Source organism: Bradyrhizobium sp. AZCC 1610 (assembly GCF_036924515.1).
Lineage (GTDB): Bacteria > Pseudomonadota > Alphaproteobacteria > Rhizobiales > Xanthobacteraceae > Bradyrhizobium.
This window is the reverse complement of the sequence record NZ_JAZHRR010000001.1, coordinates 6,293,982-6,307,292: the sequence shown is the minus strand read 5'-3', so window position 1 is coordinate 6,307,292 and position 13,311 is coordinate 6,293,982. Positions and strand designations below refer to the sequence as shown.

General features: G+C 62.9%; 13 protein-coding genes. 9 read left to right on the top strand and 4 right to left on the bottom strand.

Annotation, left to right across the window (positions count from 1 at the left end; genetic code table 11):
* Positions 1 to 82 precede the first annotated feature (82 nt).
* Positions 83 to 409: a hypothetical protein gene (locus V1279_RS31035; protein WP_334443918.1), complete on the bottom strand. Its 327-nt coding sequence runs from the start codon at positions 407 to 409 to the stop codon at positions 83 to 85.
* 51 nt (positions 410 to 460) lie between these two features.
* On the opposite strand from V1279_RS31035, the gene V1279_RS31030 reads away from it, so the two are divergent.
* The 4 genes from V1279_RS31030 (at position 461) to V1279_RS31015 (ending at position 4,416) form a co-directional block, all read left to right on the top strand.
* On the top strand, positions 461 to 730 hold the full coding sequence (locus V1279_RS31030; RefSeq protein WP_214493972.1) for a GlsB/YeaQ/YmgE family stress response membrane protein: 270 nt from the start codon (positions 461 to 463) through the stop codon (positions 728 to 730).
* Between the two features lie 119 nt (positions 731 to 849).
* The gene (locus V1279_RS31025; RefSeq protein WP_334443913.1) at positions 850 to 1,224 is read left to right on the top strand and encodes a hypothetical protein; all 375 of its coding nucleotides are present in this window, start codon (positions 850 to 852) and stop codon (positions 1,222 to 1,224) included.
* A 142-nt stretch (positions 1,225 to 1,366) separates the two neighbouring features.
* Entirely contained in the window at positions 1,367 to 3,109 is a 1,743-nt protein-coding gene (locus V1279_RS31020; RefSeq protein ID WP_334443910.1) for a type I secretion system permease/ATPase, read from the top strand.
* Positions 3,106 to 4,416: an HlyD family type I secretion periplasmic adaptor subunit gene (locus tag V1279_RS31015; protein WP_334443908.1), complete on the top strand. Its 1,311-nt coding sequence runs from the start codon at positions 3,106 to 3,108 to the stop codon at positions 4,414 to 4,416. Before V1279_RS31020 ends, V1279_RS31015 begins: the two co-directional genes overlap by 4 nt.
* 199 nt (positions 4,417 to 4,615) lie before the next feature.
* On the opposite strand, the gene V1279_RS31010 is transcribed toward V1279_RS31015, so the two are convergent.
* Positions 4,616 to 5,506: a hypothetical protein gene (locus tag V1279_RS31010; protein ID WP_334443905.1), complete on the bottom strand. Its 891-nt coding sequence runs from the start codon at positions 5,504 to 5,506 to the stop codon at positions 4,616 to 4,618.
* 119 nt (positions 5,507 to 5,625) lie between these two features.
* Positions 5,626 to 6,108: a CinA family protein gene (locus V1279_RS31005; RefSeq protein WP_334443902.1), complete on the bottom strand. Its 483-nt coding sequence runs from the start codon at positions 6,106 to 6,108 to the stop codon at positions 5,626 to 5,628.
* A 131-nt stretch (positions 6,109 to 6,239) separates the two neighbouring features.
* On the opposite strand from V1279_RS31005, the gene V1279_RS31000 reads away from it, so the two are divergent.
* From V1279_RS31000 to V1279_RS30980, 5 genes are all read left to right on the top strand, one after another.
* Positions 6,240 to 7,325, top strand: coding sequence for an amidohydrolase family protein (locus tag V1279_RS31000; RefSeq protein WP_334443899.1), 1,086 nt, complete (start codon positions 6,240 to 6,242; stop codon positions 7,323 to 7,325).
* Entirely contained in the window at positions 7,322 to 8,431 is a 1,110-nt protein-coding gene (locus tag V1279_RS30995; RefSeq protein WP_334443896.1) for an amidohydrolase family protein, read from the top strand. The genes V1279_RS31000 and V1279_RS30995 overlap by 4 nt, the downstream gene beginning before the upstream one ends.
* The gene (locus tag V1279_RS30990; protein WP_334443894.1) at positions 8,431 to 8,844 is read left to right on the top strand and encodes a Rieske (2Fe-2S) protein; all 414 of its coding nucleotides are present in this window, start codon (positions 8,431 to 8,433) and stop codon (positions 8,842 to 8,844) included. The genes V1279_RS30995 and V1279_RS30990 overlap by 1 nt, the downstream gene beginning before the upstream one ends.
* Before the next feature lie 1,118 nt (positions 8,845 to 9,962).
* Positions 9,963 to 11,114 carry an OpgC domain-containing protein gene (locus V1279_RS30985; RefSeq protein WP_334443892.1) on the top strand — a complete coding sequence of 384 codons (1,152 nt, stop codon included), beginning with the start codon at positions 9,963 to 9,965 and terminating at the stop codon, positions 11,112 to 11,114.
* Positions 11,115 to 11,461: 347 nt separating this feature from the next.
* A complete protein-coding gene (locus V1279_RS30980; RefSeq protein ID WP_334443890.1) occupies positions 11,462 to 12,052 on the top strand; it encodes a DedA family protein in 591 nt (196 codons plus the stop codon).
* Positions 12,053 to 12,283: 231 nt separating this feature from the next.
* On the opposite strand, the gene V1279_RS30975 is transcribed toward V1279_RS30980, so the two are convergent.
* On the bottom strand, positions 12,284 to 12,499 hold the full coding sequence (locus tag V1279_RS30975) for a hypothetical protein (RefSeq protein WP_334443887.1): 216 nt from the start codon (positions 12,497 to 12,499) through the stop codon (positions 12,284 to 12,286).
* Between the last annotated feature and the right edge of the window lie 812 nt (positions 12,500 to 13,311).

The following is a 13,311-nucleotide window of genomic DNA, read 5'->3' as shown; positions in this document are numbered from 1 at the left end:
GCGGCGTGGTGCGCTGCTGATCCGGGGTCCAGACGTAGGTCCCGGCTCTGCGGTGCACCGCGTCCGGGACACGAGAGAGCAGTTATCCACCCAGCCCCGGATCGGCCCAGCGTTCGATCTGCGCCGGTCCCACGACCTGCTTCGGTTGATGGGGGTTGAGTGTGCCCGCGCTGGCGGACCAGCCCTTGGACAGGATCTGCATCGCAAAAAGCTTGGCGTCGATTTCCGATTTGAAGGTGCGGGTCGAGCGGGCCATGCTCTCCGCAGTCTCGTCCGTCTTGTCCGGACCAAAAGTCACATACCAAATGTCGCCTTGCTTCATGCCGACATAACGCGGGTGACGCAAAAAAGTTTCACTTCGCAGGCGAAGTTGAATGGTGCGCGGATTGCGGGTCGTCACGTCGGACAATAGTGGATAGGCTGTCATCCGGCCTGCGCTGCAAACCCGGGGGGACTTCAAATGCAGATTTCCAACGAAGGCATTCTCGTTATCCTTTTCGTCGGCCTGGTCGCCGGCTGGCTGGCCGGCAAGATCGTGCGCGGCACCGGCTTTGGCATCATCGGCGATATCCTGGTCGGCATCGCCGGCGCGCTGCTCGCAAGCCTGCTGTTTCCCAAGCTCGGCATCCGTATCGGCACCGGGCTGGTGTCCGAGATCGTCTACTCCACGATCGGCGCCATCATTCTGTTGCTGATCGTGCGGCTGGTCCGCACCGGTGGGCGGTTGTAGTCGCGCGCTATTTCGTCTGCGCCACTGCGTCAACAATCCAGCGCCGCACCGTGGCAATCCGGCCGCCAGCAAGGCTGTCAAGGGCGGGATCGCGCGCAGCGGCGAGGGCGCCGCCTCCAATGGGTGACGGCGTCGCCTGGTTTCGCATGAACCAGGCGATCATCGACGGCACAGGATCCTTGTCGAAGGTGCCGCTGTCCTCGGTCCTGGGACCGGCGGACTGGACCCATGGCATCGCCCGGCCGTTCCAGGACATGGTGGCGGATCCGAACCCCAATCTGACGGTTCAGTTGTTCCACCGGCCGGCCGGCGAATGGGTCGGCATTCGCGCGCAAGCCAGGTGGCGGTCGGCGGGCGGGGTGGGCGCCGGAAGCGGCGTCCTGCTCGATATCAACGGCAAGATCGGCCGGGTCTCGATGTCCGTGATTCTGGTGCCGTTTCCGCACCAAACGAAGCCGGAACCCGCCGAGGGGCCGGCGCCGGCGTCAAATTAACCGGCCAAAGGCGCGGCTTCCATCTCCGCCCGTTTCGTGGCGGGTGAATTGGATGCAGGTTAACGTGACTAAAAATAGACGGTGTCCCAAAACATCGCTAAAACCCGCACGTCACCTGATCCTTTTGAAGAGACACGCATTAATGGCAGCCGCTCCCGTCCGGCGTTCCGAGCTCGGTGAAGCGCTGCGCGCCTGTCGCAACGCCTTTATCGGCGTTGGCGTCATGAGTTGCATGATCAATCTTTTGTACCTCACCGGCTCGATTTTCATGCTGGAGGTCTACGACCGCGTGCTGCCGAGCCGCAGCGTGCCGACCCTGGTCGGTCTGGTGATTCTCGCCGGCGGCCTCTACATCGCGCAAGGCGGCCTCGATCTGATCCGCGGTCGCGTTCTCGGCCGCATTGGGACCGCGCTCGACGAAGCCCTCAACACGCGCGTGTTCGAAACCGTGGTGCGGTTGCCGCTGATGGTAGGCAGCCGCAACGAGGGTCTGCAGCCGCTGCGCGATCTCGACAATGTCAGGTCGTTTCTCGGCAGCATGGGGCCGGGCGCGTTCTTCGATCTGCCGTGGCTGCCGTTCTACCTCTTGATCTGCTTCGCCTTCCACTGGCTGCTCGGCGTCACCGCTCTGGCCGGCGCCATCATTCTGGTGACGCTGACGCTGATCACCGAGTTCCTGTCTCGCACGCCGGCGAAGGAGGCGATGACGCTGGCGGCGCGCCGTAACGATCTGGCCGCCACCAGCCGGCGCAACGCCGAGGTGCTGGTCGCGATGGGCATGTCCGGACGCCTGATGAAGCGCTGGAGCGAGGCCAACGAGACCTATCTGGCGGGCAATCAGCGCGCCAGCGATATCGCCGGCGGCCTAGGGGCGGTCGCAAAAGTCTTGCGCATGATGCTGCAATCGGCGGTGCTCGCGGTCGGCGCTTACCTCGTGATCCACCAGGAGGCCACCGCCGGCATCATCATCGCGGGTTCGATCCTCAGCGCGCGCGCGCTGGCGCCGGTCGATCTCGCCATCGCCCACTGGAAGGGTTTTGTCGCCGCGCGCCAGAGCTGGCATCGCCTGGCCAAGCTCCTGCAGCAAATGCCGGCGGCGAATGAACAGACGCTTTTGCAGGCGCCGTCGAAGCGGCTGTCGGTCGAGGCCGTCAGCATCGTGCCGCCGGGCGATCAGCGCGTCATCGTGCAGGACGTCAATTTCGCCGTCGAGGCCGGCACCGGCGTCGGCGTCATCGGTCCGAGCGGATCGGGCAAGTCGTCGCTGGTTCGCGCGCTGGTCGGCGTCTGGATGCCGGCCCGCGGCAAGGTGCGGCTCGATGGTGCGGCGCTCGACCAGTGGTCGTCGGACGTGCTCGGCCGCCACATTGGCTATCTGCCGCAGGACGTCGAATTGTTCGCCGGCACCGTGGCGCAGAACATCAGCCGGTTCGATTCCGAAGCGAAGTCGGACACGATCATCGCCGCCGCCAAGGAAGCCGGCGTGCACGAGATGATCATCAAGATGCGCGAGGGCTACGATACCCAGATCGGCGAGCAGGGCGCAGCACTTTCGGCAGGGCAAGCCCAGCGCGTGGCGCTGGCGCGCGCGCTCTACGGCAATCCGTTCCTGATCGTGCTCGACGAGCCGAACTCCAATCTCGACAGCGAGGGCGACGAGGCGCTGACCCGCGCGGTGCGCAGCGCGCGCGAGCGCGGCGCGATCGTGGTCGTGGTGGCGCACCGGCCGATCGGCATCGAGGCGGTCGATCAATTGCTGGTCCTGAAGGACGGCCGCATGCAGGCGTTCGGTCCGAAGGAAACCGTGCTCGGCCAGGTGCTGCAGCGGGTGCCGTCGCCGCCGCCGATCAAGATCGTTTCCGACGCAGGGGTAGCGAAATCATGACCGGGGAGCTGAACGCCGCGCACCGCTCGATACGCGCGCACCTGATCGTCGGCCTCTCGCTGATGCTGGTTCTGGCCGGCGGGTTCGGCGGCTGGGCGTCGACCGTGCAGATTTCGGGCGCGCTGATCGCGCCGGGTTCAGTGGTGGTCGATTCCAACGTCAAGAAGGTGCAGCACCCGACCGGCGGCGTGGTCGGCGAGGTCAGGGTGCGCGACGGCGATATCGTCAAGGCCGGCGACATCGTGGTGCGGCTCGACGAAACCGTGGTCAAGGCTGGCCTCGCCATCGTCGTCAAGACGCTGAACGGATTGTGGGCGCGCGCGGCGCGGCTGGAGGCCGAGCAGCGCGGCCTCGACAAGATCAAGTTTCCCCCACAGCTGACCGATCGCGCCGACGACCCTGATGTCCGCGACGTCATGGCGAGCGAAACCAAGCTGTTCGAGGTGCGCGTGTTCGGGCGTGCGGGGCAGAAATCGCAGTTGCGCGAGCGGGTGGCGCAGCTCAACGAGGAAATCGCAGGGCTGACCGCGCAGGAACAGGCCAAGGAAAAGGAAGTCGCGCTGGTCGAGAAGGAACTGGTCGGCGTCCGCCAGCTCTACGAGCAGCGCCTGATCCAGATCTCGCGCCTGACGGTGCTGGAGCGCGACCTCGCCCGGCTGTCGGGCGAGCGCGCGCAATACATTGCCGCCCGTGCGCAGGCGAGGGGCAAGATCACCGAGACCGAGCTGCAGATCATCCAGGTCGACAAGGACGTGGTCAGCGAGGTCTCCAAGGATCTGCGCGAGACCAACGACAAGCTCGGCGAGTTCGTCGAGCGCAAGGTCACCGCCGAGGATCAATTGCGCCGCATCGACATCCGCGCGCCGCAGGACGGCGTCGTGCTGCAGTCGACGGTGCACACCGTGGGCGGCGTCATCACCGCCGGCGACGCCATCATGATGGTGGTGCCGCGGGCCGACGATCTCTCGGTCGAGGCCAAGGTCAATCCGCAGGACATCGACAAGCTGCAGATCGGCCAGAAGACGCTGCTCAGGCTATCCGCCTTCAACCAGCGCACCACGCCGGAACTCAATGGTGTGGTGGCCCGCGTCTCCGCCGACGTCACCACCGACCAGCGCACCGGCCAGAGCTACTACACCATCCGCGTCTCATTGCCGCCGGCCGAAGTCGCCCGCCTCGGCGACAACGTCAAGATCATCCCGGGCATGCCGGTGGAAGCCTTCGTCCAGACCGGCGACCGCACCATGTTCTCCTATTTGATGAAGCCGTTCAGCGACCAGTTGATGCGCTCGTTCAGGGAGCGGTGAGGCGTAGTGCAGCCCCCGCTGTCGGCATTACCGGGAGCATGTCGGGCGGTGGTGGGTCCCGGCTCTGCGTCGCGTCACTGTGTGCCGCGCCGCGTCCGGGACACGAGCAATCGGCCTTCGTTCCCCGGACGCAGCGTAGCGCGCAGCGGTGCGCTGCAGAGCCGGGGCCCATGCGTGCGTGCGCAGCGCCGTGCGGCCGCTACCTCCTGTCATATTCATCCGGCCCCATCGCCCAAGCCCATTGCTCATGGCCCGGCGCGTAGGTGCGGTTGGTCTCTGCCGGGTTGCGGTTGACCAGCGGACGCATGAACATCGGGTGTGTGGCGCTGCGCACCTCGTGCTCGACGGTGAACAGGTGCCTGCCGCCGTCGAGATCGACGATGTCGCGAAAGCGGTATTGGTACTGGTTGTCTTCCTGCGAGATCAGGCCGCGCTCCCGCAGGCGGCGGTACGGGCCGGAGAAATCCGTGATGTAGATCTGCACGTGATGACCGTCGTATGCCGGCGGTGCGCGCTCAGTCTCGCGGAATTGCAGGTACTGATCCTTGCCGGCCTTGACCCGCGCCACGGCGCCGTCGCCGTTCAGGAGTTCGGCCGGCATCCCCATGATCTCGGGATAGAAGGCGCAGATCGCTTTCGCGGTCCCGGCCGGCACGTCGAACTCGACATGGGGAATGCCGAGCGCGATGCGCCCGAAGCGCGCGGCGTCCGGCTCATAGCAGCGCACGCGATTGCCCCAGGGACAGACGGCCTCGACATGGTCGTTATGCTCGGTGAATGCGAACGACGTTCCTTCCAGCTTCTTCGCGACCGCCGCCAGCCGTTTCAGCAACGCCTCACGGCCGGCGATGACGATGCCGGTATGGCCGCGAAGCACCTGCGGCGCGCCATCAGGCAGATGAAACTGGCTCCTGCCGACATTGACCCACATGTTGGTGTCCGACACCATCAGATAGGGATCGCGGGTCAGCCCGAGGCCGGCGATGTAGAACAGTGTCGCCAGCCGCTGATCGGGGATGGTGACGTTGACATGCTCGAAATGGATCGAGTTGCCGAGATCCTCTGCGGCGCGGTCGAACTGTTGTGGCATGGATGCGATCCTCGATAAGGGTGCCGTAGCCTGGATGGAGCGCAGCGCAATCCGGGAAACTTTCACGCGGCGGGCACTTGCCCCGGATTTCGCTGCGCTTCATCCGGGCTACAATCGTCTTACTTCGACAAATTCTCCAGCAGCAGATTCAGCGCCGTGCTGGCAAACTTCTGCATGTTGGCTTGCCGGTCTGCGCTGCCGGTCTCGAGCGTGAACACCGATTGCGCCGGCCCCGCCACCGCCATGCAGCTATGCCCGGCGGCATCGCCGTAACGGTTGCCGGTAGGCCCCGTCGCGCCGGTTTCCGACAAGCCCCAATCGGTCGCAAATCGCTGGCGGACCTGGCTCGCCAGCAGTTTCGCGTAGGGCTCCGACGCCGAGCGAATGCCCTTCATCGCCTCATCGGGAATATCCATCAGCAGCCGCCGCGCGTCACGCGTATAAACCACCGCGCCGCCGAGGAAATAGCCGGACGCGCCCGGCACCGACAGCAGCGCCGCCGAGATCAGGCCGCCGGTTGAAGATTCCGCAACCGCAATCGTCTGTTTCCGCGCGATCAGTTGAGCGGCAATCTTTTCGGCTATCGTTACGAGTTCTTTCATCTCAACTCCCAAAATCCCGCCAGTCATGTCTTCCTAGCACAGGAGGTCCACATTTGCCGAGTTGCGGGGTAGCGGCCGCCCTGATTGAATACCTCAAACGACCGCACTGATGCGGCACGCGAGGAAACACCATGACGTTGCCGCTTCCCGGCGGCGTGGATTGTGATCTGCATCCCGCCGTTCCTCATCTGACCAGCCTGTTGCCCTACATGAACGACTACTGGCGCGACCAGGTGACGACGCGCGGCATGACCGACCTGGTCTCGCAATCCTATCCGACCAATTCGCCGATCTCGTCGCGGCCGGACTGGCGGCCGGCGCAGGGCAAGCCGGGCGCGGATCTGGCCGACATGCAGAAGCAGGCGCTCGACCGGTTCGGGGTCGCCCACGGCATCTGCAATCCGCTCTACGGCGTACAGATGGTGTTCTCCGAAGACATGCAGGACGCGTTCTGCTGCGCCCTGAACGACTGGCTGGCCAAGGAATGGCTCGACAGGGACGAGCGGCTGCGCGGCTCGATCGTGATCCCTGTGCAAAGCGTCGAAAAATCAGTCGCCGAGATCGAGCGCTGCGCCAAGGACAAGCGCTTCGTCCAGGTGCTGATGCTGGTCATGGGCGACATGCCCTTGGGCAAGCGCGTCTACTGGCCGATCTACGCCGCCGCCGAACGGCTGGGGTTGGCTGTCGGCATCCACGCCGGCAGCGCCTATCACAACCCGCCGACCTCGATCGGCTGGGGCTCCTACCACATCGAGGATTACGTCGCGCAGGCGACCGCGTTCCAGACGCAACTCACCAGCCTGATCGTGGAGGGCGTGTTCGCCCGGCATCCGAATCTGAAGATGGTGATGCTGGAAAGTGGCTTCACCTGGCTGCCGGCCTATCTGTGGCGGCTGCACAAGTTCTGGCGCGGCATACGGATGGAAACGCCGTGGGTCGATCGCGCGCCGCTGGAGATTGTGCGCAGCAACATCCGTTTCTCGCTGCAGCCGGTCGATGCGCCGCCGGATCCCGCAACCCTGAACCGCCTGTTTGACCATATGCAGTCGGACGAATTGCTCCTATTCTCGACCGACTATCCGCACTGGCAGTTCGACGGCGACGAGGTGCTGCCGCCGGGGTTGTCGCCCGATCTTGTTCGCAAGATCATGATCGACAATCCGCTCGCGACCTACGGCCGCCTCGGTCAGGCGGCGATGAAGGAGACGACGCCATGAACGTCCAGTTCCGCGACCGTCCGGATCCATCAGCGCCTGTCGGCGTCAAGACCGCGATCGCCGATTGCGACATCCATCCGGCCCGCGCGACCGCGGACGAACTCTACCCGTACCTCGCAAAGCGTTGGCACGCGCATATCGAGGCCTACGGCAAGCAGGCCTATCACGGCATGATGGAAGGCCCGCCCTATCCGAAGGCGCAGCCGAATGCCTCGCGCCGCGACGCCTGGCCGCCGGAAGGCGGCCCGCAAGGCTCCTCGCTGTCCTTCATGCAGAAGCAACTTCTCGATCCCTACAATGTCGCGCTGGGCGTGCTCAATCCGCTCGCCAGCGGTCAGGGCCTGCGCAACCAGGATCTGGCCGGCGCAATCTGCACCGCGATCAACGACTGGCAGATCGAGAAATGGACCAGCAAGGACAAGCGGCTGAAAGCTTCGATCATCGTCGCCAATGAGGACGGCCCGACCGCCGCCACTGAGATCCGCAAGCGCGCGGGCGATCCGAATTTCGTCCAGGTGCTGCTGCTCTCGCGCAACGTCGAGCCGCTCGGCCAGCGCCGCTACTGGCCGATCTACGAGGCGGCGCAGGAGATCGGCCTGCCGGTCGGCGTCCATGCCTTCGGCTTCGGCGGCAATCCGCTCACCCCGTCCGGCTGGCCGAGCTTCTATATCGAGGAAATGGTCGGCCATGCGCAGTGCCAGCAGACCGCACTCGCAAGCCTCGTGCTCGAAGGCGTGTTTGAGCGTTATCCTGACCTGAAGATGGTCATGATCGAGGCCGGCTTCGGCTGGGCGCCGTCGCTTGGCTGGCGGTTAGATAAGAATTTCGAGCGGCTGTACAGCGAGGTGCCGCATCTGAAACGAAAGCCGTCGGAATACATCCGCGACCACATCTGGTGGACCACGCAGCCGATGGAAGATCCGGAGCGCCGCGACCATCTGTTCCAGGTGATCGAATGGATCGGCTGGGACAAGCTGTTGTTCGCGACCGATTACCCGCATTGGGATTTCGACGAGCCGTCGCGCGTGTTGCCGGCCGGTGTCAGCGACGCCAACCGCGAAGCCTTCTATCTCGGCAACGCGAAGAAGCTGTACGGAATCTCTTGATGGCGCGACATGTGATTGCCCCGGTGGACGAATTGCCGCCGGGTACGCGAAAATTCCTCGATATCGACGGGCGGCCGATCGCGATCTTCAACATCAAGGGCGAGTTCTTCGGCCTGTTGAACCGCTGCCCGCATCAGGGCGCGGCCTTGTGCGAGGGCCCGCTGATCGGGCTCGCGCAATCCTCCGATCCCGGCGAGATCGAATACACCAAGCTCGGCGAGATCATCCGCTGCCCCTGGCATGGCTGGGAATTCGACATCCGCACCGGGCAGTCCTATTGCGACCCCAAACGCTTTCGCGCCCGCGCCTATCCGGTCAATGTCGAGCCGGGATCGGCGGTGGTGAAGGGGCCGTATGTGGCAGAGACCATCGCCGTGTCGGTCGAAAGCGACTACGTGGTGGTGGATTTGTAGCGGTCGTCATTCCGGCGCGTCGCAAATGAAACCTGGATGTGTAATTGCACGACGGGCAATTCCCAAGATTCCTTCTCAGGCCCTCGAAACTCCTGGCTCGTTGCTGATGCCATAGAGTATGCGTCATTGTAATCAGCGTTGCGCCAGCAATTCCTGCTTGCGCACCCCGACGAGATACATGCCCTGGCTTGGAGCAGGGGACTGGATTGAGCCAGCGCGGGTTTCTCGCCGGAGCGCGCACACCTGTGCTTGGAGCCCTCCTTTGGTTGCGATACTATGAAAATTGAAGCGTTCGGAAAGCCGGCAGTCTGGATGTGCCAATTTTGGTGGTGTGGGTAGCGGCTGTCAGAACTGTTCTGTGATGTGGCTGTAAGCCGGGTGCGCGCCGGGTTTTTCACCTTGATCTCGCGGCTCCTGGATCGGATCGCTCGGCAGCGGTGCGGCATGAGAACGAGGAAGTCCACAATACGGTTATCCAAAGTCGCCGCTTTGGCGCTTGGCGTTGGTGCTACAGGCTCAATGTCCGCGTCTTTAGCGTTGGCCGCTTCTGACTGTCCAAAATTAGCGGAACTGGCGGATTGGGGCGAGAATTCGACCGGCGACATTAGCGTTCCGGAGTCAGGAATAGGTTGGATCCAAAGCGCATCATTGCTGCACCCGTGCGCATCGCCCGCGGCCCGTTGCAACGCTTCGTTGAGTCGTTAGGCGATTTGGTGGCGTGGCGGTGCGATCCGGCGTTCGTTCTCTTGTGCACCCTCTTGTGCGCTACCCAGCCGGAGCGCTCGCACGGTTAGGACGGTGCCGGGGTAGGCGACGTTCACAAAATCAAATTGAGCGCGGATGCCACCGGTGAATGAAGGCAAGCGCTTTCAAAGGAAGTTGATCGCGCTGATGCGAAACAGATCACATCAGCTGTCCGGCAGCCGGAATAGGGTTGCCGAGTAATCGCCGTTTACGCTCAGTGCGCCACGAACACATTCGCTCCCGTGACAGGCACTTTGTCACAACCCATCGGGGATGGGCGTCCCGTTATCACGATCCGGCCGCGCGGCGGTGATGCTTCCTGGTCATATGCAGTCCCTCTTAAGGCGTGCTTACACACGGGACGGGGCAAGCAGATGCATGATCGAACTGTCACCCCAAAACCATCGGTGGGCGAGCCCACGGAGCTGAAAGGCGTTGGCCGCGACCTGCGCATCGATGCCTGCCGCGGCATCGCGCTATGGTGCATCTTTCTTGACCATGTCCCCAACAACGTCGGAAGCTGGCTGACGCTGCGGAACTACGGCTTCTGCGATACCGCGGAAGTATTCATGTTCGTCTCGGGTGTGACCTGCGCGCTGGCCTACGGCAAGGCTCACTGGTGCGAGGGCTGGAGCGGCGTAATCAGCCGTACGCTGTGGCGGAGCTGGGACATCTATGTCGCATTTCTGCTGCTCACTCTCGCTTGCGCCATTATGGTTCACCTCGCAGGCGGCGGTAGGTTTGCCGACGACAGCAATACGCGCATTCTGTTGGAACATCCCGGCGCGACGCTCGCACATGCGGTGATCCTGCAATACCGTCCCGTCAACACCGACGTCCTGCCGATCTTTGTGGTTTATCACTTTTCGTTCGCGCTGCTGCTGTGGCTGCTGCTCCGAGTGCCGAACCTGGCGCTCGGCGCCTCGTTCTTGCTTTATGCGCTGGTGCACGTCTTCGGCTGGACTGTCCCGGCATGGCCGAACAATCACTGGTTCTTCAATCCGCTGGCCTGGCAGTTGCTGGTTGTGCTCGGCGCGTGGTGGATCACGGAGGGCAGGAAATTCTGGCCGTGGGTGACCTCGCGCCCGGCGCTTGTGCTTGCCGTTCTCTATCTGGTTTTCAGCCTGATCATCGCATTGAGTTGCAGCGTCAAACCACTGGAAGCGCTGGTCCCGCAGACGCTGGCAAGGTTGATCTATCCGCTGGACAAATCGAATCTCGATCCTTTGCGACTGTTGCATTTTCTTGCCCTTGCGATTTTGGCGACATGGCTCGTGCCTCGCGATTGGCGAGGGCTGACGACGCCGGTGATGCGCGGCGCGATCCGCTGTGGCGAGAACTCGCTGGCAATCTATTGCCTCGGTGTTCTACTGGCGCTCGCCAGCCAAATGGCGCTGGTCAACATCTCGGATGGGCTTGCGATGCAGATCGCGCTCAGCGTCGCTGGTACCCTGGTGATGGTCGCGGCCGCAACGCTGCTGAACTTGATCAGGATCAAACCGAAGCGGCAGCCGGACTTATTGTGATGGCCGCAATCCCGAGAAATGGCCGCGCGTCGAAGTGATCTTGCTGATAGTTGCGGCCCAGAAACTGAATGACTGCTGCTGGCACATCGCGTCATTTCGCTGCGCTCCGGAATTTGGTCGCTATCGGGGTATGGCGGACATCGATCAAGCCGCACCGATCAGGCTCGATTAGTGGGTCAGCGTCCTAACCCGTTGTGCGGCCCAGCTCACTCGCAACACGCTCGGCGTGCAAAGCTGGCGGCCGTAGGCCTTTCTATTGGCTTCCGTGGCCTTCCGCGGAGTGCTAGCGTCGATCCCGAACCCACTCGTCTGGGGGAACATTCCATGAGCGAGTGGGTGGGCTTACATTGCTGTTTCCGACGGATCTGACCTCGTTCCTCGACCTCATACGCCAGCACGGCGATGCGGCCTACAGCTTCATGTTTGCCTATGCGGCCTCGCATAGCCTGCTGCTTGCGCTGTTCGCGGGCTATGCGGCGCATTCGGGCGCGCTGGGTCTTGGCACGCTCATCGTGGTCTGCTGGTTCGGCAGTTTCGCCGGCGACGTCATTCGCTTCTGGATCGGGCGGCGCTATGGCGCCCGCTTGCTCGATCGCTTTCCGCGGTTCGAGCGTCCCGTACAGACCGTCGTCCGCCTGACGGACCGTCACTATGTCTGGATGATCCTGTTTCATCGTTTCCCGCATGGCATCCGCGGGCTCGCGGGGTTTGCTTACGGGATATCGCGGCTGCCCTGGTCCACATTCCTTGCGCTCAACTTCGTCGCGGCGGGCCTTTGGTCCGGCGCCGTTGTCTCTGCCGGCTATGCCTTCGGTCAATTCTCGGAGACGTCCATCAACAATGCCTCTTCGGGCCTGGGCATCGTGATGCTGGTCGCGTTCCTCGGCTTGTCCTGGTTACTCAGCAGGAAGCTCGAACAGATCGTGGAGCGATACTGACTCGAGTAGGGTGGGCAAAGGCGCTCTTGCCGTGCCCACCATGGCTCCAGCATATCCAGCGTGTTTGGTGGGCACGCTTCGCTTTGCCCACCCTACGATGCTGCGGTTTTAGCTACTCCTCGATCGGGCCGGCAAGGGTGCGACGAAGGCGCTGCGTTTCGCGCCATGTCTCACGAACCTCGTTCCAAAATCGAGCGAGCCTGGTTGCTACGTGGATGATGATGAGTGTGATCATGGCTGCTGGCTCGCCTTGGTAAGCAAACGACTGATTTGACGCTCTGCATCATCAGACAGCTCTTGCAGCCCGTGGGTAGCAATGTAGTTCTCGACAACGCGGTCAGCCCGTCGCTGATTGGATTCAACGCGAGCGCGCAACAATCGTGCAAAAAATGAGGGTTTTTTAGTCGGAGCAGAAAGCCAGGCCCCAGTGGTTATTACGTTCGCCATTAGATGGCTCCTTTGCGGAGTTGTCCTTGGGGCGAATTTCCTACCTGAATCACAGATAGGTACTGGTGAGCGCCAATGCGAGAGCAAATAGCGCGCATTCGTGCACTAATTTGTACCTCATCGTGCAAATGCGCGATGCAGTCACATTCCGGTGAATCAAATCGACGACTGCAAGGCGCGATAGCGCCGTGCCACCATCTATCGTCGCGCGCGCCTCCTGATGGTGGGTACACCTTCGCTTTGCCTACCCTACGGCTCTGCGAACTGATTTGCTTTACGCGCAAGCGCAATCTTGGTGCACAACTGCGACAAAACAACACGACGGGCAAATCACCCAAAACCTGTCCAGGCCTTCGCGCAAAAATATTCCGCTTAACTTGGCACCCAAATCACCGGCATAACTCCGCCCGTCTCACGGCAGATGAGGGGCGCTCGCGATCGTCACGAACGTGCGGTGAGATGCGATGGACGCAAATGGCGCGCTAGACGTACGCGCCTGACGCGTACGGCGAAGTCGTGTGGTTCGGGCGCCGCGGTGCTGGCGCTAAGTCCGAGAGAAGCGAAGCTTCTCGGGGGCGACGGAGGCAAAAGAGCCGTTCTCCGGGAAGAGCACGAAGTAAGCCGTAAAGCCATTGCGCAGGGAAGGCCGGAATGCTCCCGCTGCCCTGTATGCTCGTGTGCACTTTTGTTTGCGCAAATCGCACGCGAGACCGCGGGTGCAGCAAGCACCCGGTCTTCCCTGCGCCCTCTAATCGAAGAGGGCAAACGAAGATGCAAACCTCGGGCGCAATGCGCCGCGAGATCGCGAAGTT